The following is a 21,472-nucleotide window of genomic DNA, read 5'->3' as shown; positions in this document are numbered from 1 at the left end:
CGCATGCGAGTAGCTACATGGAACATCAACTCGGTACGTACCCGGATCGACCGGGCCGTCGCCTTTCTGGAGCGCAATGATGTCGACGTCCTGGCCATGCAGGAAACGAAATGCTCCGACGACAAGTTCCCCTACTCGGCGTTTGAGGCCGCGGGGTACGATGTCGCGCACGTCGGCTACCACCAGTGGAACGGTGTGGCGATCATCTCCCGCGTCGGGCTCGAGAACGTGCGCGACGGGTTCGACGGCCAGCCAGGCTTCAACAAGGAACCCGACGCCCCGCAGGACCGCGAGGCCCGCGCCGTCGCCGCGACCTGCGGCGGCGTCGAAGTGTGGAGCCTCTACGTCCCCAACGGCCGCGAGATCGGCGACCGCCACTACGACTACAAACTCGAGTTCCTCTGGCGCCTCGCCGAGCAGATCGACCCCTCCACACCCCAGGTCTTCTGCGGCGACTACAACATCGCCCCGACCGACAAAGACGTCTGGGACCGCGCCTTCTTCGAGGGAAAAACCCACGTCACCGAGCCGGAGCGCGCCGCCTTCGAAGCCCTGCTCGAGGCCGGCCTGAACCAAGCCACCCACCCCGAGCCCTACTCCTACTGGGATTACAAGGGCATGCGCTTCCAAAAAGGCGAGGGGATGCTCATTGATTTCCAGTTGTCGGGGTTGGAGGGGGCTGGATTCGTCGATACGCATGAGCGTGAGGGCAAGGGCACGAGCGACCACGCACCCGTCGTCGTGGATTACGACCTGACGCGGCTGCAGTTGGACGAGGTCCGATGAGCCTCGCCACCTGGCAACTCGTACTGATGGTGATTGACTACACCATCAAATTCGCCGTCATCGGCGTCATCCCGGAAAACCGCAAACCGTCCAGCGCGAACGCGTGGCTGCTGGTCATCCTGCTCATTCCGTTCCTCGGGCTGCCGATTTATTTCTTCCTCGGCTCGACATTTCTGTCGCGGCGGCGTCACCGCATTCAGCGGGAGGCCAACGCGATGCTTAACGACGTCCACACCTCCTTCCCCGACTACCCCTCCGCCGCATCAGTATCCGGCGAGGTGGCGACGATGGCCCACCTCAACCGGACCTTGACGGGCTTCCCAGCGCTGGACGGCCACGTCAAGCACCTCTGGTCCGACTATTCGGCGACAATGCGACGGTTGGCCTCGACGATCGACGGGGCGACCTCGCACGTGCACGTCGAGATTTATGCCATGGCCTGGGACAAGACGACCGGGCAAGTGTGGGAGGCGATGGAGCGGGCAGTCGCGCGCGGCGTGAAAGTCCGGGTTCTGTTCGACCACATCGGCTCCTGGAAGTACCCCGACTTCCGCACATTCAAACGGCGGATGACGGAGGCTGGGATCGAGTGGCACATGATGCTGCCGCTGCAGCCGCTGCGCGGCAAATTCCGCCGGCCGGACCTGCGCAACCACCGCAAACTCATGGTCATTGATGATGAGGTCGCGTTCATGGGGTCGTTCAACCTCATCGACCGGACGTACCTCATGCCCGGCCACGTCAAGCACGGCCGCCAATGGGTCGATGCGTTTGTGGAGCTCACCGGGCCGATCGTCGCCTCGCTCGAGTCCATGTTCGCCGTCGATTGGTACACCGAAGCCGGCGAGATCCTCGAGATCTCCGCCCCGCACGACCCGGACCCCGCCACCCTCGAAGACCAGAACGTCCTCCAGCTCATCCCCTCCGGCCCCGGTTACACCACCGAGCCGAACCTGCGGATGTTCAACACCTTGATCCACCACGCCCGCCACCGGCTCATTCTCTGCTCCCCCTACTTCGTGCCCGACGATTCCATGCTCGAAGCCATCACGACCGCCTGCTACCGCGGCGTGCGCGTCGACCTCCTCGTCGGCGAGAAAGCCGACCAGTTCATGGTCAACCACGCTCAATCCGCCTACTACCAGCAGCTTCTGGAAGCCGGCGTGCACATCTGGCAGTTCCCCGCCCCCTACGTGCTGCACACCAAGTTCGCCATCGCGGACCCCGTCGCGCTGACCTATCCGGACGCAGGCGAGCCAAAGCCAGGCACTGCCCGGGCGGGGGATGTTGCCAAAACCCCTACAGAATCGGCTGACCTGCCGCGCGGCGCATCGGTCGAAGCTCACGCCGCTACGAGTGGGGCCGATCATGCGGGGCATGAGGGGGGTGCTGGGTCGGAGGCGTCGACAAGCGGAAATGTGCAACGGGCGCCAGACGCCGCGCACCTGAACGAGATCGCGATCATGGGCTCGTCCAACATGGACATGCGCTCGTTCTCGCTGAACTACGAAAACAGCCTGTTCATCCTGCAAGGGCCGCTGATCACCGACCTCTGCGAGCTCGCCTCCGCGTACCTGTCCGTGTCCCGGCAGCTCACGCTCGACGAGTGGAAGAAGCGGCCGTGGTCGCGCAGGTACATCGACAACGTGATGAAGCTGACCTCGGCGCTGCAATAGACAGCTAAGCAACCTGCGCAAGAGCACGGCGCACCTCCGCGATGAAACCGGCGGGATCCTCCTCAATCTCCGATGGCTTATAGCGCAAGAACCGATAGCCGAGCCGCTCGATCCGCTTCTGGCGAGTGCGTTCACGCTCCGTTGCTGTGACCGGATCTCTTTGTACTTCACGTCGCCATCCACCTCGACAATGAGCCACTCACCGATGAGTAAATCCACGCTATAGGGGCCGAGGACCTGTGCCTGCGGAGTCAACGGGCCGATGTCCGCTTGGATGAGAAGGGCGCGGGCGAAACTCTCGCCGGCGGATTGGGAGTTGTCGATCGCATGCTCAAGACTGTCCCGCGCGATGCAGATGCCGCGGCAGGGGCTAGCATCGACAAGCTTGTCCATTAACTCGACGCTCTCGAAACCGTTTGCAAGCAGGTAGTCTGCTGCGACCAAGCCGGCCTCAAAACCCTGAGTGCACGCGATGTCGAGCCAGGTAGAAACCGGATCCAGAAGGTCGACGCCCAGAAGCGTGACAATGCCATCCGGGCTGGTCTTGACTTTCCGGAACACACTGCCACGCGGCCACTGGGTTCGCGGAGGAAGTGTCCCGCTGCGTGTGGCTAACTCAACTCGCGCTTTGTTGTTCTGCAGCAACCAGATGCCGTGGAGGGCGGCAGCGGACTCGCCAATCAAGTACGACGAGCGGGCCGACTGGCCCACAGCCAAAGCGAAAAGAATACGGCGCTGATGCTCCTTGAGGTTCACCAGTTTCTGGGTTTGAACCGCCCGGCGGCTTGCAAGGCGGTAGAGATCGCCCGAATCGAAACGAGCTTGCAGTGCGGGCGGGGTCTTGTGACCGATGGGTATGAGGAGCTGGTTGAGCATGGGCAAGTCTGCGTGCATACCGCTACGGTGCACCGAATCCAGCCGGCCGTCTATCGCGTGCTCCCCGCTCTGTGGAGAACCACTGTTTTTGATGACGTGTCACTACTGACCTGTGGATAGATTCGGGGTGGAGTTCCCAGTTGTGCGCACTGCGGTGAGCGAAGGGGTTGACAGTGGCGGGTTCTATTGGGTGCGGGCGACGTGGCGGCGGTGAGATCCCGAGGGTCTCCGACGGAATACATTTTTAGTATCGCCTTCTAGTGAATTTCTACCGCGTTTCCGCAGGTCGGATTTCTTCGAACCTGGTGAAGGGCGATACTAAAAATGTAGAAGTGGGGCTACCGGCCCGATTGAACCGGAAAACAGACGTGAGCCAGGCCCCAGGCGCCTAAAGAAAAAACCGGCCCCGTCTGGGACCGGCCTTACAAGCGCTCAGCGCTTCAGCGAGAGAACTAGGCGTCGCGCTTCTCCAGCAGGATCAGCCCGATCACGTAAAGGACAATCGCCCACACCGCGAAGAGCACGAACGACTGCCACAACGGAAGGGCACCTGCCGTGTCGAGCGGGTCCGGACCCGGGTTGTTCATGTTCGCCGTGAAGAACTGCAAGTTCATGAACGGGGCGTAAGTCTGGATGTTGCGGCCGACCCTCGGGATCATGGCCAGCGCCGGCTCCAGCACAAGCTGCCAACCAAGGTAAATGGCCAGCGCGCCAGCGGTGGCGCGGACGATCCAGCCAATGCCCTGGACGAGCATGACCGCCATGAACGTGGTCAGCGGGATGACCCACAGCGACCGGCGGACGAAGGGGTTGTCCCACCACTCAATCGGGTTGGCGGCGATGAGGTCACCGACAATGAAGCACAGCATGATCGTTACCACGGAGAAGATCGCTGCGAAAATGCCGTACACGAGCAGCTTCGCCAGGCCGACCTGCCACCGCTGCGGCGTCAGAGTGTAGTTCGTCGAGTTCACCTTGAACCGGTACTCGGTGGTGACCACCATGATGGCCTGGATCAACAGCGTCATCAGGCCGAAGGAATTGAATCCCATGATGGCAGATGCGCCGCCATATGTCGGGCTGTCGGGGTTGTCCAGACTGGCCATGAGCACAGCCCAAGCAATCGAGAACAACAGCGCCAAACCAGAGGTCCACCAGAAAGAAGCGGTGGTGCGGAGCTTTGTCCACTCCGAAAGCATGGTCTTAAGCACGGTGGGTGCCTCCTCTACGGGTACGGTCCTGCGGCTCACGCGGCGCAGGCTGCGAGGGCCGTGCAGGTGCAGCACCAGCACCAGCGCCAGCACCCTGCGGCGCGACCGCCCCGGGCGCTGCCTGGTACTCCACCGCTCCTTCGGTGCGGCGGATGTAGGCGTCCTCGAGGGAGGCGCGGCGCTCGGTGAGCTCGGTGACCATCACGCCGACGGAGAAGGCCAGCTGGCCCATCTCCTCCGACGACCGGCCGGGGATTTCCAGCACGGGGCGGCCGTCGGGGTCGGTAGTCTGCTGGAACTGGATGCCCTCGGTGCTCAGGGCGGCGGAGAACTCGGCCAGGTGCGGGGAGCGGATGACGGTGGTGACGGCGGAGTTCTCCTTGATGAAGTCGTTCACGGAGCCGGAGGCGACCAGCCGCCCCTTTCCGATCACTACGAGCCGGTCGGCGGTCTGCGCCATTTCGGCCAGCAGGTGCGAGGACACGAGCACGGTGCGCCCTTCGGCGGCGAAGCGGCGCAGCAGTTCGCGCACCCAGCGGATGCCTTCGGGGTCGAGGCCGTTGACGGGCTCGTCAAGAATGAGGTACTCGGGGTCGCCGAGCATCGCCGCCGCGATGCCGAGGCGCTGCCCCATACCCAGCGAGAACCCGCCGGCTTTCTTCCCGGCGACGCTGGTCAGACCGACGAGGTCAAGCACCTCGTCAACACGGGACGCCGGAATCCCGGACGCCTGCGCCTGCCACAGCAGCGAGTTGCGCGCCGAGCGGTTCGGGTGGATCGCCTTCGCATCCAGCAAGGCGCCGACCTTGCGCAGGGGGCCGCGGAGGGAGCGGTAGGGGGAGCCGTCGATAAGCGCGGTGCCTGACGTCGGCTCATCCAGGCCGAGGATCATCCGCATTGTGGTGGATTTACCTGCGCCGTTCGGCCCGAGGAAGCCGGTGACCACGCCCGGTTCGACTGCGAATGTGAGGTCGTCGACCGCACGGACCTGACCGTATTCTTTAGTCAGGTGAGAGACTTCAATCATGCGCTTTAGCGTGCCATAGAAGCACGCTTAACGACGACTCGAACCCCGCATGAAGCGGAAACTGACGGATTTCATTCAGCGGAACCCAACGCAACTCCATAGATTCCGCGTTGGGCTCGAGGGGAATCGGTTCGCCGGTGGTCGTGTGGGCCAGCACGGTCGTGTAGGTCCAGCCGGGGTCTTCGCCGGCGGTGACGATGGCATGCTCGACCTCGATGAGCGCGGTGTCCACGCCGCACTCCTCCACCGTTTCGCGCAGCGCTGCCTCTTCGACGGTCTCGTGGGAGTCGCGGGCGCCGCCGGGCAGGGCCCACGTACCGCCATCGGCAACCCAGTGCGCACGGTGTTGCAGCAGCACCGCGTCCCCGGCGCGGAGGAACAGGCCCGCCGCGCCGTGCTTGCCCCACACCGGCTTACCGCCGGGGCCGTCAACCCATCCGTTTCCGTCGCCTTCCATGTGGGCCAGTGTAACCAGATGCCACCAGTGTGGTTGCCGCCGTGGGGGCGTGCGGGGCGCTATTCTGGGGCAATGGCGGTACGGGAGCGTTCAGAGGAGGCAGCGGAGTTCGCTGCCGACGCTGACGTCGCGCTGCCCGATAACGCCGACAACGCCGAGAAGACCGGGAAACGGAGACTTCCCCGTTTCACTCCCCGCAAGAGCCGCAAAGCCCCGGTACTGCCGGAGCAGAACGAGGACGCCTGGCTGGACTCACTGGAGGAAGCCCCGCAGCGCACCGGGTTCAGCGGCTTCCGGGACAAGATCTACGACTCGTTCGGCGGCACCGGCCGCTGGGTCGTGGAAGCGTGGGGGTTCCTGCTCACCACGCTGGGCCGCCTGATCGCGATGATGGTGGCGCTGACTCTCCTGCTGCTAGGCACCGGTTACCTGATGAGCCAGTCGAGCGCGAACCGCGAATCGGCCCTGGATGCGATGCTCACCGCCACGGAGCCGATGAGCAATTCGGCGCACATCCTGTACACGAGCCTGAGCCAGGCGGACACGCTGGCCACCACGTCGTTTGTACAGCCCGGCTTGCAGGACGCGGAATCGCACCGCGAGTACATGGCGGCGATCGATGAGGCAGTCATCGCGGCGGACGATGTGCTGCGCGGCAGCGTGGAAACGCGTGTCGACGACAGCACCGAAGTCCAAAACCACGTCCGCGAAATCCAGCGCCTCCTGCCCCAATACACCGGCCTGATGGAGCGCGCCCAGGCGAACCAGCGCACCGGCAACCCGCTCGGCGTGGCGTACATGACGCAGGCAAGCACGATGATGCGCGAGGAGATGCTGGTCAGCGCCGAGGAGATTCTGCAGCTCACCCGCGCGCAGCTCGGCGGCGAGATGAAGCGCTTGTCCACGCTGCAGTTCGGCCCGCTGTCCGGCCTCCTCATCGCTGTGCTGGCCCTGCTGGCTGCGCAGTGGGCGCTGTGGCGGATGTTCCGCCGCCGCCTCAACCGCGGTTTCCTCGTCGCCACGGCATTCCTGCTGATTGCAGTCGTGTGGGTGGGCGTGTCCAACATCGCCGCGTGGCACGCCGGCACACGCGAGTTCGAAGCCGCAGCTGGCCCGTTCGAGCAGCTCACCGGCGCACGCATCTCCGCCCAGGAGACGCGCACGAACGAGACATTGACGCTTTTGACCCGCCGCTCATCGGAGGGTTCGCCCATGGCGGCGACCGTCGAAGAGGTCCGCGACGCGCTCGACGCGATCGAGAATGAGGATAACGCCGGCGAGGTCGACACAGCCCGCACCGCGCTGAGCGAGTGGCGCCGGGCCCACACCCGCATGATGAACGCGCTGCAGTCGGGTGATTATGAGCGGGCGGTGGACATTGCGGCGTCGACAAGCGATGAGGACAGTGCCGCGAGCGCTTTTTCGCTTCTCGACGACTCCTTGACCGACCTCATCTCCTCCTCCCGCGAAGATCTCCGCGCGGACATCAATGACGGCCTGTCTGCTTCGCGCGCCGTGGCGCCGGGTGTGATGCTGCTCGTGTTCGCGGCTGTGATCGCGATGTGGTTCGGAATCCGTCCACGGATGCAGGAGTACCTGTGATGGGCGCGCGGAAGGTCTTCAGTGTCTCGGTGCTCGCCGCGCTGGGCGCGCTCACTGCGTGCACCCCTGCTCCCCCACCGCCTCCGCTGCCGGCGCCCGACACGGTTCATGATGACGTTCCGCTGCCGCCCGGCGCGGACATCGACATCCCTGGCCTTGAGCCGGAGTCGGCGACAACGACCTTCGAGTGGGAGGGCTCGCTGCGTCCGGATGACAAGAAACCGGAGGAGCGTGTGCCGGACATCGTCAAGCGCGGCCGCCTCATCGTGGGTGTGGACCAATCGCAGTACCTGCTCAGCTTCCGCGACAACGCCACCGGTGAGTTGCGCGGCTTCGAAGTCGACTTGGCACGCGAGATCGCCCGCGACATTTTCGGCGACCCCGACAAAGTCGACTTCCGTTTCGTGGAATCCACCATGCGTACCGAAGCTCTGCAAAGCGGGCAGGTGGATGTGGTGATCCGCACGATGTCGATCACGCGCGAGCGGGCGGAGAAGGTGGATTTTTCGGTGCCGTACCTGGATTCGTCCGTACGCATGCTCGTGCCCGCGGCCTCCGGGATCGAGTCCGTGGAGGATGTCGGCGATGAGCGCGTGTGCGTTGCCGACGGTTCCAACGTGGTCGACATGGCGCGCAGCACCTTTCCCGAACAGGAGGTTCTGCGTACCCGCACGTGGACCGACTGTCTCATGGCAATGCAGCAGTTCCAGGCCGGGTTCATTCTTGGCGACGAAACCATCCTCGCCGGCGCCGCCGCCCAAGACCCGCTGACCACGGTCACCGGTGAGGCTGTGGCGGAGCAGCAGTACGCCATCGGCATCCCCAAGGGCTACGACGGGCTGACCCGCCAGGTCAATTCCACGTTAGAGCGCGTGCGTGACGACGGTACCTGGAACCGCATCTTCGACGACTGGCTCGGTCCCCACATCGCCAGCCGGTCCGCCCCCGCTCTGCAATACCGCCCGGACGAACCCACCGAGCCGGACGCACCGGCTGACACGGAGGTTGAGAATGACTGACGCACCCGAGCCGACCGAGCGCGCCGAGCACCCCGAGCCGACCGAGCGCTCCGAGCACCCCGAGCCGCTTTCCCCCGCCAAAACCCACGCGGTGAAATTCGACCCGTCCGCTGACGGCCCGGGCACAGAAGACCGCGATCCGGATGACGCCGAAAGCACCAGCGCCGTCGCCTTCGACCCCTTCGCCGACGACGATGATGCTGATGATGACGAGTGGGGAGATGACTTCGACCCCTACTCCGGCACCGGCGAGTTCGAGGGCATTCTCAAGGACTTGGACAAGCTGCGCAGCGGCGACAGCGGGGCGACCGGCCCGACCACCGGCCCCGGCACGGACCCGGCCACCGCAGCAGCTACGGCTGCCGCCTCCGGTCCGAGTTTCACCGGTTCATCCAGCACCGGCCCGGCCGGTCTCACGGATGCGCAGCTGCAGGAGCTGCAGAAGAGCACCTCGGAAAGGTCGCGCAGGCAAGCGCTGGAGACGTTCATGGAGCGCCGCGCGACAAAGCGCAAGGGCCGCACAGTGGCCGACGGCATGGTGGAGCTGCCGTGGATCCCGCCGACGGACCCGAAGGATGCGATCAAGGATCCGACGAACGCCGTGGTGAACAAGGGCATCCCGGAACCGCAGCTGCACCCCGGCGATGTCGTGGCCGGCCAGTACGAGATCCAGGGTGTGATCGCCCACGGCGGCATGGGCTGGATTTACTTGGCGCAGGACCACCACGTCGCCGGCCGCGTGGTGGTGCTCAAGGGCATGCAGGCGGAAAAGAGCGTCGACGAGACGGCTGCGGCTGCGGCGGAGCGCGAGTTCCTGGCGGACATCACGCACCCGGGGATTGTGAAGATTTTCAACTTCATCGACGATCCGCGTGTTTCCGGCGGGTTCATTGTGATGGAGTTTGTGGGTGGGCCGTCGTTACGCGAAAGGCGCAATGAGCAGCGCAATCACCTCCTCCCCATCGACCTGGCAATCGCGTACATCCTGGAGGTGCTCCCCGCGCTGGGGTACCTGCACGCGCGCGGGGTGGTGTACAACGACCTGAAGCCGGACAACATCATTGTGGCCGAGGACCAGGTGAAACTGATCGATCTGGGCGCGGTCAGCGGCATCGGCGCGTACGGCTACATCTACGGAACGAAGGGCTACCAGGCGCCGGAGGTCGCGAGCCAGGGCCCGAGCATCACCAGCGATATTTACACCATTGGCCGCACGCTCGCCGCACTCATTTTGGACCTGCCGAAGGAAAACGGCGTGCTCACGATGGAGCTGCCCACGCCCACGCAATCGCCGACGCTGCGCCGCCACATTTCGCTCTACCGACTGCTCGTGCGCTGCTGCGACCCCGACCCGGCGCAACGTTTCTCCAGCGTGGGTGAGCTTCAAGTCCAGCTCCTCGGGGTGTTGCGCGAGGTGCTCGCCGTGCGCGACGGTCTCTACTTCCCGCAGCAGCATTCGCTGTTCTCGCCGCAACGTACGACATTCGGCACCAAGCACCTGGTCTTCCGGACCGATCAGCTTATCGACGGCATCGACCGCACCGCCGAAATCACCCCGTCCGAAGTCGTATCCGCGCTGCCCACGCCCCTGATTGACCGCAGCGATGTCGGTGCGGGCATGCTCACCGGTTCCTCCTACGCCGAGCCGCAGGAAACCCTGGAGACGCTGCGCCAAGCAATGCAGACCCCGGAGTACGAGCACTCCGCCGAGATTCCCTTCGGTGTCGTCCGCGCGATGCTCGACTTGGGCCTGACCACGCAAGCGCGCCACTGGCTCTCCCAACTCAACGAGCGGCTCCGCGAAGACTGGCGTTTCCACTGGTACAGCGGCGTCACTGAACTCGTCCACGGCGACTTCGTGGCAGCGCAGCGCGATTTCGCGCAAGTCCTCGACATCGTGCCGGGCGAGGCCGCGCCCAAACTCGCGCTCGCAGCCGTCGATGAGCTGTTATTGCAGGAAGCTGGCCTGCAACAGCAGCAGCTTATCGACGCCACCTTGTCCCGCCACCTCGCCTCCATCCGATCCGACTTAGGCGAGTTGCCGGACTCCTACTTTGTCCGGCTGGAGAAGGATGGCGACATCACGCCGAACTGGTCGCACATCTCGCAAAAACCGGAGACGCTGCGACTCAATGCAATGCGCCTGTACGCCCTGGTGTGGGCGGCGAACCAGACCACTGTGTCGTCCGCGTTCGGGCTCGCGCGCCAGCTCATCTTCGAAGGCGAAGTGGAAATGGCCGTGGCTGCCCTGGATAAGGTGCCGATGTCCTCGCGCCACCACCGGATGGCCAAACTGACCACGATTTTATATCTGGTCAGCGGGGACCTGACCGAGTCGCGCATTCGCCGCGCGGCCCGGCGCTTGGAGGAGATCCCGACCAACGAACCGCGGCTGTTGCAGATCAAGATCGCTGTACTGCGCGCCGGCCTGACTTACCTGATTGAGCAGGACGTCCTCGAGGCGGCATCGCGCAACCAATTGTTCGAGTATGACTTCACCATCCACGGCCTCCGCCGCGGCCTTGCCATTACCCTGCGAGAGCAAGCCCGGCGCGCACCGTTTGCCCGCCACCGGTATGCACTGGTGGACACGGCGAACCAGGTGCGGCCGGCAACCTGGTTTTAGCCGGGGTTAAATCTCCCTCAGCCACTCACCGAGCCGCTTACCGAAGCTGCGCGCGTGGTGGGTCAGCATGCCCAGCTGGGTGTCGGTGGCGAAAATGCCCATGACCAGGTGGCCGATCGGCTCGTGCTCGATCCTCACCAGTGCCATGAGGTTGTCACCGGGGAGCTCAACGATGACGCTGGTGCTGTGCTCATCACCCAAGACCGGGTCAATGACCTTTGCGTGGGCGGCGGCCACACCGAACATCGACGAGTTGAGCGCCGTGATACGCGATGCGTCGATGCCGTCTTTCAAGCCGATGGAGCACACATGCAGGCCGTCACCGGTGCCGAGGACCACCGAGTGCACACCGGGCACCTCGTTGCGCAGATTCGACATGATCGGCAAGCACGCCTTTGCCAAGTCGCTGGTGGAAAAATCTGTGCCGCGCACGCGACGGTGGCGTCCAATCTGGGTGGACCACTCGTCGACGCCAGCCGTATCGTCGTCTGCGATTTCGGCATCTACTATGTCCGCGTCCGCTATTCGGGCATTAGCGTCCACGTTTCGGTAGAAATTCGCGTCGGGGTTCACAACGTTATTGTCGCCGGGAAAGCGGCGGTTATTCAAGTAAGGGTTCGGTTCGCTCATGGAATTCGCATCGGAGGTCAAGGGATAAGGTGCGTAGTGCTGGGTGAACGTCATGCTGTGGCTCCCACTCGGTTCAAGGCTGCGTCCACAACAGCCGCTACGTCGCCCGCCTTGCGGGGATCAGCGGACATGATCGGCACATCGGGGAAACCGAATGCCGGGATGAGGTGGCGCAACTCGGTCACCGGATCAGGCTGGCCCGGCTCTTTGAAGTTCACCGCGACGACGACGCGGTTCGTCGCCTTCATGTCGTGGATAGCCATGATCCACTCACTAACCTGGTCTTCAAGCAGGTGCTCGTAGCCGAACAGCCAGAGAACCAACCCGGCCTCCGGGTTCATCGCCGGCCCGCGGGCGGCCTGGAAGCGTTCCTGCCCAGGGGTTCCGTAGAGGCCGATGGTGCGGCCGTCGGGACGGTGCCACATTCCGAAATCGATGCCCACGGTGGTCGTCGTTTTAGTGTGCACGTAGAAGTCATCCGATGCTGCTGCGTACACCTCCGTTTGAACGGGCGCAAGCGTCGACAGAGTAGAGATCGCGGTCGTCTTTCCTACTCCCACGGGCCCTAAGAAAACGACCTCACGGTCGACATAAGATCCGACCAGGGCTTCCTTCTCCCACGGCTGCTCTACTTTGGTAGCGCGGCGCGGTCGGTTCACGTCACCAGTTTGACGCCGGTGAACGCCTGCGTACTCTTCCACGGCATTTATCTCCTTGCTTTCTCAACCTAACATTTGTTGTCGCGTCATCATAGGGGTAGCCGCTTTACCCTATTTCTTCCAAATCGCTGTGCGACACTCCCTAGATTGCCGATAATAATGTAACCTACAGAGAAGTAAAGTGACTTTTCTGCTTGATGTGGAAAACCAGGAGTTACTTTCAGTATTGGGTTTCCTCCAAGTTGAGTGCTAACTTTCTCGATTGGATTTCCCGCAAGTACAAACAGATAGGAAGAACATGTCCCACCAAGAAACTCTGAACAACTACCTCAATGAGATCGCCAGCGACCTCGGCGGCTTCATCGGCGCATCGATCGTCGACCTGGACACCGGCATGTCCCTGGCCACCAACTCCCGTTACCCGAACTTCGACCTTGACGTCGCAGCGGCCTACAACTCTGAGATGGTCAAGTCCAAGTTCAAGGCAATGGACGCTTTGAGCATCTCTCGCACTAACCTGCAGGACATGCTGCTTACCCTGAACGACCAGTTCCACCTGATCAAGATGCTGGACAACAACCTCTTCGTGTACGTGGCTGCGTTCTCGGACCAGACCAACCTCGCGCTGATGCGCAACGTGGTCAAGTCCGGCTTGAACAAGCACGGCCTCTCCTGAAGAGCTCGCACTGATAGCGGAGGAGACTCGTCCGCAGGCCAGCCTTTGTGGTCCGTGATCGCGTCTCAGCCCCCATCCATGGACTTCGCGCAACTGCGCGCCATCCAGCCCATGCCTGTGGAGGGCGACCTCCTCTTCGCCGTCAGTGCAGCTGACGCGGGGACTGATCCGCACACCTGAAGAACACCACAAAACCCACGGCTGGGAACCGTTCGCATGAACTGCCCGCCGTGGGTTTTGTCTTGCCCGGGGGCGCGGTCCCCCAGTCGTTTAAGCCCCTTGCGCGATCTGCGCGGACTTCTGGGCGATGGCCAGCTCCTCGTTGGTCGGAACCACGAGGACCTTGGTAGCGGAGTCGTCGGTGGAGATGATACGGGCGTCGCCGCGCTCAGCATTCTTCGCCTCATCTAGCTTCACGCCGAAGCCCTCGAGATTTGCCAGCGCGTCGGCACGAGCCTGAGAGTCGTTCTCGCCGACACCGGCGGTGAAGGTGATGGCGTCAACACGGCCCAGGGCGATCATGTAGGCACCGATGTAGCGGCGCAGACGGTGAATGTAGACGTCGTAAGCCAGTTTCGCCTCGGCGGAGCCTTCCTCGATCATGGTGTGCAGCTCGCGGAAGTCGTTGACACCGGCGATGCCCTTCACGCCGGAGCCGCGGTTGAGCAGGTTATCGATCTCGTCAATGCTCATGCCGGCCTGGCGGTAGAGGTGGAAGATGACACCCGGGTCGATGTCGCCGGAGCGGGTACCCATGACCAGGCCTTCGAGCGGGGTGAGGCCCATGGTGGTGTCGATCGGCTGGCCGCCACGCACAGCGGAGACGGACGCACCGTTGCCCAGGTGCAGCACGATCTGGTTAGTCTCCTCGAGGGGCTTGCCAATCAGGTCCGGGACCTGGGACGCGATGAACTCGTGGGAGGTGCCGTGGAAGCCGTAGCGGCGGATCTTCTGCTCCTTGGCCACCTCCGCGTCAATGGCGTAGGTGGCGGCGTTGGCCGGCAGGTGGTTGAAGAAGCCGGTGTCGAACACACCGATGTGCGGAATGTTCGGCAGCAGTGCGCGTGCCACCTCGATGCCGTCAATGTTGGCGGGGTTGTGCAGCGGGGCCAGTGGAATGAGGTCGCGGATCTGCTCGACCACAGTGTCGTCGATAAGCACTGGCTCGCTGAAGGTCTGACCACCGTGCACGATGCGGTGACCCACGGCGATGATCTCCACCTGGGTCGGGCCAGCGCCGTTGGCATCCAGCATGGCGATGGCCAGCTGCAAGCCGCCGCGGTGGTCACGGATCGGCATGGAGGACTCTACCGCACGACCCTCGATCTTGATCTTGATGTGGCCGCTGGGTTCACCGATCTGCTCAACCAAGCCGGAGACGAACGGGGTGTCTGCGGCGGAGGCGGTCGGGTCGACGATCTGGAATTTGATCGAGGAGGACCCGGAGTTGAGAACGAGTACGTATGCCATGAGTTAGTGTGCTCCTTGTGCCTGGATAGCGGTGATTGCGACGGTGTTGACAATGTCCGGGACGGTCGCGCCACGGGACAGGTCGTTGACCGGCTTGTTCAGGCCCTGCAGAATCGGGCCGACAGCGAGCGCGCCGGCGGTGCGCTGAGCTATCTTGTAGCCGGCGTTGCCTGCCTCGAGGTCCGGGAAGATGAACACGTTGGCTTCACCGGCGACCGGGGAATCCGGCGCCTTCTTCTTGCCCACGCCCGGGTCGCATGCGGCGTCGAACTGCAGCGGGCCGTCGATGGCCACGTCCGGAGCGAGCTCCTTCGCCTTCGCGGTGGCCTCAACAGCGCGGTCAACGTCCGGGCCGGAGCCGGAGGTGCCGGTGGAGTAGGACAGCACGGCGACCTTCGGGTCGATGCCGAACTGGGCGGCGGTCTGCGCGGAGACGGCAGCGATCTCGCCGATCTGCTCCGCGGTCGGGTTCGGGTTCACGGCGCAGTCGCCGAAGGCCCAGAGGCGGCCGCGCATGACCATGAGGAAGATCGAGGACACCACGGTCGCGCCTGGAGCGGTCTTGATGATCTGGAAGGACGGCTTAATAGTGTGCGCGGTGGTGTGCGCGGCACCGGATACCATGCCGTCTGCCAGCCCCTTGTGGACCATCATGGTGGCGAAGTAGGAGATGTCCTTCATGGTCTCGCGGGCCTCCTCGATGGAGATGCCCTTCTTCTTGCGCAGCTCGGCGAAGTCTGCGGCGAACTCTTCCAGCAGCTCGGAGTTGAGGTGGTCAATGATGTTCGCCTTGGATAGGTTCAGGCCCTTGCTGTCAGCGCGGCGGGCGATATCGTCGCTGTCACCCAGGATGGTGATGTCGGCAACGTCCTGCGCGAGGAGTTGGTCAGCGGCCTCGAGAATGCGGTCATCCTCGCCCTCCGGCAGGACGATGTGGGAGCGCTTCTCTTTGGCACGATTGAGCAGCCAGTTCTCAAACACGGCTGCGGACATGACCTGCTCGGTCTCGGTGGTCAGTGCGGTGTTGATGGCAGCAGCGTCAACATCGGCCACCACGGCGGCGACGGTGGCACCGAGCTCATCGATGCGTTTCTTCGCCAGTTCTGCGACTTCCTCGGCGGCAGCGACGACGAGCACGGGAACGCCCAGCGCGGATGCGGCGTCAGCGTCGTAGTTGTAGTCGCCGGTACCGACGATCAGGGAGTCGCCTGCGGACAGCAGGTCTGCGGACACGACGGCGGAAACATCAGCCTCGTGCTCGCTGAGACGCACGGCGGTCAGGTTGGATTCCTGAGCCAGCGCATCTACGTCGATGCCGTCGAGGGTGCGGCCTACCGTGGTGATCAAAACGGACCTGTTAGCCATGGGGATCCTTTCGCGTGGGTTGTGCACATTTGACGTGCGTTGTGAGCCGTCGCGCAGTCGTCGCCGCGCGCGACATTGGTCACCAGTGTAGCCACGGCCATGGGCGCGTGCCTGAAAAAGTCCGCAGGTGAAACGTGATTCACACTTATCGCGCAGCAGCAATTCACGTGCGCACGCCGCGAGCCCCCGCTCGTTGCTTTTCGACGTCCCATCCCCCGCACCACTCAGTACGAATGTAATAGAACGAGCGGTCTAGGTATTATTAGCCAAACCGCTACAATGGCAGGTACTAATAACTATCCATCACTATCACCCCCGAGAAGGACACAGCAGTTTCTATGAGCACTCCCCAGGATTCCCTCCGCGTCGCCGTCGTCGGCTCCGGCCCGGCCGGCATCTACGCCTCCGACCTGCTGATCAAGTCTGACCTCGCCCAGTCCGGCGTAGACGTGAAGGTAGACATCTTCGAGCGCATGCCCGCGCCCTTTGGCCTGATCCGCTACGGTGTGGCGCCGGACCACCCGCGTATCAAGGGCATTGTCAAGTCCCTGCACAACGTGATGGACAAGCCGGAGATCCGCCTGCTGGGCAACGTCGACGTGGGCACCGACATCACTGTTGAGGAGCTGCAGGAGTACTACGACGCCGTCATCTTCGCTACCGGCGCTGTCGCCGACCGCGACCTGAACATCCCGGGCGCGGAGCTTGACGGCCACCACGGCGCCGCCGAGTTCGTCGGCTTCTACGACGGTAACCCGGACTTCACCCGCGACTGGGACCTGACGGCTGAGAAGATCGCGATTGTCGGCGTAGGCAACGTGGCCCTGGATATTGCGCGCGTGCTGGCCAAGACTGCAGATGAGCTGCACGTCACCGAGATCCCGGACAATGTTTATGAGAACCTGGGCCGCTCCGCCGCGAAGGAGATTCACATCTTCGGCCGCCGCGGCCCGGCGCAGGCGAAGTTCAGCCCGCTGGAGCTCAAGGAGCTGGACCACTCCCCCACCATTGAGGTGATTGTGGACCCGGAGGACATCGACTACGACGAAGCGTCCGAGCAGGCCCGCCGCGACTCCAAGTCCGTTGACCTGATCTGCCAGACCCTTGAGGGTTACGCGATGCGCGACCCGAAGGGTGCCCCGCACAAGCTGTTCATCCACTTCTTCGAGTCCCCGGTGGAGATCACCGGTGAGGACGGAAAGGTCACCGGTTTTATCACCGAGCGTACGGAGCTTGACGGCAACGGTGGCGTGACCACCACCGGCGAGACCACCACCTGGGATGTCCAGGCGGTCTACCGCGCGGTCGGCTATCGTTCCGACGCTGTCAACGGTGTTCCCTTCGACGACTACAAGGCCGTCATCCCCAACGACGAAGGCCACGTGCTTACCGAGCCCGGCGGCGACATCGTCCCGGGCCTGTACGCCACCGGCTGGATCAAGCGCGGCCCCGTCGGGCTGATCGGCAACACCAAGTCCGACGCCAAGGACACCACCACGATGCTTATCGACGACTTCCGCAACGGCTCCCTGAAGTTGACCGACAAGCGCGACCCCCAGGACATCCTGGACCTGCTGGCCTCCAAGAACGTCAGCGCGACCACCTGGGAAGGCTGGCACAACCTCGACGCCCACGAGCGCGCCCTCGGCGAAGCCGAAGGCCGCGAGCGCAAGAAGGTCGTCGAGTGGAACGACATGGTCGCCGCCTCGCACCCGGAGTACGAGATCTAGGGGTCTGCGCCGAAACTCTCTAAGTGAGGTCACGGTAGCGTGGCCCCATTTTCGTCTGTCCAGCGCCCACCCGATCTCAGCTAAAGTCAGTGGAGACGGGGGGGTAGAACGTGGACCAAATCGATATTTGGCTGCGGGCAGGACAGCTGCTCGTAGCTTTCCTGGGCTTCTCAGGACTAATTTTGACAATTCACCAAAAGACCGTGAGCGACGCTCGCGCCGAATGGTGGAAACGCTACACGTGCGCAACCGATCTGATTCGCGAGAAAGATGACCAATCGTTCCACTTAGGCATGTTCCATCTGAACATTTTGCTCGAGAGCCCGCTGACGACGCGCACGGAGAAGAAGATCATCCAGGAGCTAGCCATTGCCGGGTCAAACAACGATAATGGGGGCACCGACAAGGAGGCCGATGATGACTTCGAAAATGACTAAAGTAGATCGGCAGCGAGAGTGGGCGAAGCTCGCGGTTAAGGCGAGTCAGCAAACCGGCGAGCCTCTTCCCAGCGATTTTTACGAGCGTACGGGATTGCAAAATCCTGATCCGAAACCGGTTCGCAAGCGCGTCTCGCGCTCGTTCGCAAATCGGTCTCGCGCACGGTGAGTACCTTTGATCAGCGCCGGGTGTACCGTTGATCGACGCTGAGTTAGTGGTTTTCTGCCAACCGCATGCTTCGACGGTCCTACGCAGAGTTTGTCTCTCGCCAGCTGCGCAAAAGACGGTTCTTACGCGGGATCGCGCAAGCAGGCAACTAAACCAATCGAGGCAGGGCTGAGGCGGTGAAGTCACTCTATCCGTCCGCGGCGACTGGGGCCAAGTGCGTTGGATTCGTAGCCCGTCATCCCCAACGACGAAGGCCACGTGCTTACCGAGCCCGGCGGCGACATCGTCCCCGGCCTCTACGCCACCGGCTGGATCAAGCGCGGCCCTATCGGGCTGATCGGCAACACCAAGTCCGACGCCAAGGACACCACCACAATGCTTATCGACGACTTCCGCAACGGCTCCCTGGAACTGACCGACAAGCGCGACCCCCAGGACATCCTGGACCTGCTGGCCTCCAAGAACGTCAACGCGACCACCTGGGAAGGCTGGCACAACCTCGACGCCCACGAACGCGCCCTCGGCGAGGCCGAAGGCCGCGGGCGCAGGAAGGTCGTCGAATGGAACGACATGGTCACCGCCTCGCACCCGGAATACGAGATCTAAGTCCCTAGTGCACTAGGATCTAAAGCAAGGTCCCGGCAACTCGCCGGGACCTTTTTCAGTAGACTTTTCTGTCCGACACGACCAGGAAAGCTAACCAGTTCGCCAGTAGCATTGCACTATGGGGAAAAACGCAGACCGCTCGGTCCGGTTGTGCTATTTGGACGAATCAGAGACTACAGATGACTCTTTCTACACTTTCGGCGCGCTGATGTGCAGCCCGGCGCAAGCCGTGAACGTTGAGGAAGAGATCAATGAGCTCGGCGACCAATTGCACAGCCGTTATTCAACCGTTCTTCCAAGTCAATCAGAATTTCACGCAGTAGAGATTTTTCACGGCAAAGGCCATTGGCGACAAATCGCCATGGCCGATCGTTTCGATCTTTTCTCCGAGATTGTTCAGGTCATCAAAAGGCAGAAGCCCATCTTTGTCACCCGCACGATTGACGAGAATCTCTACCGAGCACGGTATGGAACTAGGGCATTCCCACTTCATCAGCAGACCATGGGTTACATTCTCGACGAAGTAGAGAAACAGATGCGCAAAAACTACTCCGATGATCGCGCTCTCATTTTCGCAGACGAGCACCACTCAGCTAATGACTCTCGTGCGAGCCTACGAGCTGCGAGAGGAAAAGCACTCAAGGGTAAAATTAGTGTCGCCCTGGACCACATCTTTGATACCGCCTATTTTGGCCCATCCGACCACAGCCGCCTATTGCAAGCGGTCGACGTATGTACATATTTTTACCAAAAGGGACGGTTCTCTGCCCCCATGAACAATGCTTGGGCAAGATCTCAGGTCGAGCGCATCTGCTCAGAAGTGGACAGTCTTCTGGAATATGAATATGTGTGGCCCAAGCAGTAGTGAAGGCCCGAGTCCAAGGCTTATGGCCTGCAGGACCTTGAATAATACCCCCGAAATGGGCCGGAGCCGTCCACTTTCAGGGACGACTCCTGCATGCTCACGACGTTACACAGGACGACGCCTTTAGTCAAGACTGACACGCCGCCGGCGCTTCAACCAGTGGTAGCCGACGGTGTGCCATAGAACCCGTGTCAGACTAGAACCCGAAGAAGCCGCGGATCCCGCGCCACAGACGAGCGAGGGCACCTTCGCTGCTGCTACTGCTGCTCTTGTCAGAGCTCCGGTTCTTGCTCTTCTCCGCAGCCTTTTCTTCCTTGGACTCCTTCTCCTGCTGCTCAGGGTCGAAGAGCTCGGACTCGGGCTGAACCTCAGGAGCACCGTTCTCCGACGGAGCTTCTTCCGGGGCAGGTGCCGGCGGCACTGCGCCAGACTCAACCTCAGAGCTGTCTGCTTCAGGTGCCGGCGGGAGCGCACCGCCCTCTACCTCGGGGGCGCCTGCTTCCGGTGCGGGAGGAACGGCGCCGGATTCAACCTCAGGAGCATCCTCGGCCGGTGCCGGTGGCACTGTGCCAGCCTCGACCTCGGGTGCGTCTGCCTCGGGAGCCGGCGGGACAGCGCCCTTGTCGGTGTCGGTGGGCTGCTGAGCGGCTGCACCGATGTGCGGGGAGTAGTTGTAGTCGTGGAAGATGATCTCGTCGGCACCCGCGTTCTTGTGCTCGCTCCTGTTGGCGCCGCTGGTCCACAAGTTGATGCGCAGCTGCTGGGTGCCGGTGTCGCGGGGGACGCGGTGGGTGGAAGTGACGTCGGAAAGCACTTGGCCTTGCTTCGTCTTCGTGATCACGCGCAGGTAGTCCTTCTCCCACTCAGCAATGGTCTGCAGGGTCTGGTGACCGGCCGGGATGTCGAACTCAGCGGGCTTGATGCGGTCCGGGCGTTGAGCCGTGTCCGGGTAGTACGTCACGCCGCCGTGCGGAAGCGGGCGGTTGACCACGCCCCAGCGGCTGATCTCGATGAAGTCGATCTCAGTGGAGCCGTGGGAGTTCTTGTGCACCTCGTCGTACTTGTTCAGCTCGAGCTCCGCCATGTCATACGGGAAGATGCCCAGCACGTTGTGCGGATCCATCTCGTTGAAATCAGCGGAGTACTCAAACGTGTAGGTGCCGTAGCCGGTGGAGTCCACAGCGTTGATCTCCACACCGCCACGAATGCCCTCGTTACGAATCTTCAGGTCGCCGTTGGGCAAAGGCGTTGCGCCGTTGACCCACTTCGCGCGGTTGTCAGCGGGGTCCGCCGCCTGCGGGCCACCGAAGTTCAGCTTGCCCTCCGTCTGGCGGACGGCCCACTCGCAGCCGCTCCAGTCGAATGTGGGGAAATCATAGTCAGTGCTGAAACGCTCACCAGTGCGCTGAATGTGCACCGGCACGTCCGCCTGTGCCTGGGCGGGAATTACTGCCAGCGGCGCGACAAGCGCCGCCGCCACGGTCAGGGAAACTACCTGCTTCTTCATGTTCTCTTTCTTCACACGTCGTACCTTCGCACCCAGGAGAACTGGTTGAACTGTCCCCCTGCAGTGACCACCTTCGGG

At 62.9% G+C, this 21,472-nt stretch carries 17 protein-coding genes and 1 pseudogene; 10 read left to right on the top strand and 8 right to left on the bottom strand.

Annotation, left to right across the window (positions count from 1 at the left end):
- The first annotated feature begins 3 nt into the window (after positions 1–3).
- Both HMPREF0291_RS04150 and HMPREF0291_RS04145 read left to right on the top strand, forming a co-directional pair.
- Positions 4–786, top strand: coding sequence for an exodeoxyribonuclease III (locus HMPREF0291_RS04150; protein WP_005288403.1), 783 nt, complete (start codon positions 4–6; stop codon positions 784–786).
- On the top strand, positions 783–2,462 hold the full coding sequence (locus HMPREF0291_RS04145) for a phospholipase D-like domain-containing protein (RefSeq protein ID WP_005288400.1): 1,680 nt from the start codon (positions 783–785) through the stop codon (positions 2,460–2,462). The genes HMPREF0291_RS04150 and HMPREF0291_RS04145 overlap by 4 nt, the downstream gene beginning before the upstream one ends.
- 1,328 nt (positions 2,463–3,790) lie before the next feature.
- Here HMPREF0291_RS04145 and HMPREF0291_RS04135 read toward each other — a convergent pair.
- From HMPREF0291_RS04135 to HMPREF0291_RS04125, 3 genes are read right to left on the bottom strand one after another with little or no spacing between them, the layout of a single operon-like run.
- A complete protein-coding gene (locus tag HMPREF0291_RS04135; RefSeq protein ID WP_005288394.1) occupies positions 3,791–4,549 on the bottom strand; it encodes an ABC transporter permease in 759 nt (252 codons plus the stop codon).
- Positions 4,542–5,576, bottom strand: a complete 1,035-nt coding sequence (locus HMPREF0291_RS04130) for an ABC transporter ATP-binding protein (RefSeq protein ID WP_005288391.1) — start codon at positions 5,574–5,576, stop codon at positions 4,542–4,544. The genes HMPREF0291_RS04135 and HMPREF0291_RS04130 overlap by 8 nt, the downstream gene beginning before the upstream one ends.
- Complete coding sequence (locus HMPREF0291_RS04125) at positions 5,569–6,033, bottom strand: NUDIX domain-containing protein (protein WP_005288388.1); 465 nt, start codon at positions 6,031–6,033, stop codon at positions 5,569–5,571. The genes HMPREF0291_RS04130 and HMPREF0291_RS04125 overlap by 8 nt, the downstream gene beginning before the upstream one ends.
- Before the next feature lie 72 nt (positions 6,034–6,105).
- Here HMPREF0291_RS04125 and HMPREF0291_RS04120 point away from each other — a divergent pair, with 72 nt between their 5' ends.
- Genes HMPREF0291_RS04120 through HMPREF0291_RS04110 form a run of 3 tightly spaced genes read left to right on the top strand, consistent with a single transcriptional unit; the run spans position 6,106 to position 11,280 of the window.
- On the top strand, positions 6,106–7,635 hold the full coding sequence (locus HMPREF0291_RS04120; RefSeq protein ID WP_005288385.1) for an MCP four helix bundle domain-containing protein: 1,530 nt from the start codon (positions 6,106–6,108) through the stop codon (positions 7,633–7,635).
- Positions 7,635–8,654 (top strand): glutamate ABC transporter substrate-binding protein, encoded by a 1,020-nt coding sequence (locus tag HMPREF0291_RS04115; protein ID WP_005288382.1) that lies wholly within the window; start codon positions 7,635–7,637, stop codon positions 8,652–8,654. The genes HMPREF0291_RS04120 and HMPREF0291_RS04115 overlap by 1 nt, the downstream gene beginning before the upstream one ends.
- Entirely contained in the window at positions 8,647–11,280 is a 2,634-nt protein-coding gene (locus HMPREF0291_RS04110) for a serine/threonine protein kinase (RefSeq protein WP_005288379.1), read from the top strand. Before HMPREF0291_RS04115 ends, HMPREF0291_RS04110 begins: the two co-directional genes overlap by 8 nt.
- 6 nt (positions 11,281–11,286) lie before the next feature.
- Here the strand turns inward: HMPREF0291_RS04110 and HMPREF0291_RS04105 are convergent, their stop codons facing one another.
- Complete coding sequence (locus HMPREF0291_RS04105; RefSeq protein ID WP_005288378.1) at positions 11,287–11,964, bottom strand: roadblock/LC7 domain-containing protein; 678 nt, start codon at positions 11,962–11,964, stop codon at positions 11,287–11,289.
- Entirely contained in the window at positions 11,961–12,569 is a 609-nt protein-coding gene (locus tag HMPREF0291_RS11245; protein WP_156774804.1) for a hypothetical protein, read from the bottom strand. Before HMPREF0291_RS11245 ends, HMPREF0291_RS04105 begins: the two co-directional genes overlap by 4 nt.
- Positions 12,570–12,867: 298 nt before the next feature.
- On the opposite strand from HMPREF0291_RS11245, the gene HMPREF0291_RS04095 reads away from it, so the two are divergent.
- Positions 12,868–13,245 carry a hypothetical protein gene (locus HMPREF0291_RS04095; RefSeq protein ID WP_005288372.1) on the top strand — a complete coding sequence of 126 codons (378 nt, stop codon included), beginning with the start codon at positions 12,868–12,870 and terminating at the stop codon, positions 13,243–13,245.
- A gap of 270 nt (positions 13,246–13,515) precedes the next feature.
- Here the strand turns inward: HMPREF0291_RS04095 and HMPREF0291_RS04090 are convergent, their stop codons facing one another.
- Positions 13,516–14,715 (bottom strand): acetate kinase, encoded by a 1,200-nt coding sequence (locus tag HMPREF0291_RS04090; RefSeq protein WP_005288369.1) that lies wholly within the window; start codon positions 14,713–14,715, stop codon positions 13,516–13,518.
- Between the two features lie 3 nt (positions 14,716–14,718).
- Complete coding sequence (gene pta / locus HMPREF0291_RS04085) at positions 14,719–16,080, bottom strand: phosphate acetyltransferase (RefSeq protein ID WP_005288366.1); 1,362 nt, start codon at positions 16,078–16,080, stop codon at positions 14,719–14,721.
- Positions 16,081–16,418: 338 nt separating this feature from the next.
- On the opposite strand from pta, the gene HMPREF0291_RS04080 reads away from it, so the two are divergent.
- From HMPREF0291_RS04080 to HMPREF0291_RS04065, 4 genes and pseudogenes are all read left to right on the top strand, one after another.
- Positions 16,419–17,810 (top strand): FAD-dependent oxidoreductase, encoded by a 1,392-nt coding sequence (locus HMPREF0291_RS04080; protein ID WP_005288363.1) that lies wholly within the window; start codon positions 16,419–16,421, stop codon positions 17,808–17,810.
- Positions 17,811–17,920: 110 nt separating this feature from the next.
- Positions 17,921–18,247 carry a hypothetical protein gene (locus HMPREF0291_RS04075; RefSeq protein WP_005288359.1) on the top strand — a complete coding sequence of 109 codons (327 nt, stop codon included), beginning with the start codon at positions 17,921–17,923 and terminating at the stop codon, positions 18,245–18,247.
- Positions 18,248–18,650: 403 nt separating this feature from the next.
- Positions 18,651–19,022: pseudogene (locus HMPREF0291_RS04070) on the top strand (pyridine nucleotide-disulfide oxidoreductase); the annotation flags it as partial.
- A 118-nt stretch (positions 19,023–19,140) separates the two neighbouring features.
- Positions 19,141–19,887, top strand: coding sequence for a DUF3800 domain-containing protein (locus tag HMPREF0291_RS04065; protein WP_005288353.1), 747 nt, complete (start codon positions 19,141–19,143; stop codon positions 19,885–19,887).
- Positions 19,888–20,083: 196 nt separating this feature from the next.
- Here the strand turns inward: HMPREF0291_RS04065 and HMPREF0291_RS04060 are convergent, their stop codons facing one another.
- The gene (locus HMPREF0291_RS04060) at positions 20,084–21,394 is read right to left on the bottom strand and encodes a hypothetical protein (protein WP_156774803.1); all 1,311 of its coding nucleotides are present in this window, start codon (positions 21,392–21,394) and stop codon (positions 20,084–20,086) included.
- Positions 21,395–21,472: the final 78 nt, after the last annotated feature.

Source organism: Corynebacterium genitalium ATCC 33030, from assembly GCF_000143825.1.
Lineage (GTDB): Bacteria > Actinomycetota > Actinomycetes > Mycobacteriales > Mycobacteriaceae > Corynebacterium > Corynebacterium genitalium.
This window is presented reverse-complemented; position numbering and strand designations above follow the sequence as displayed.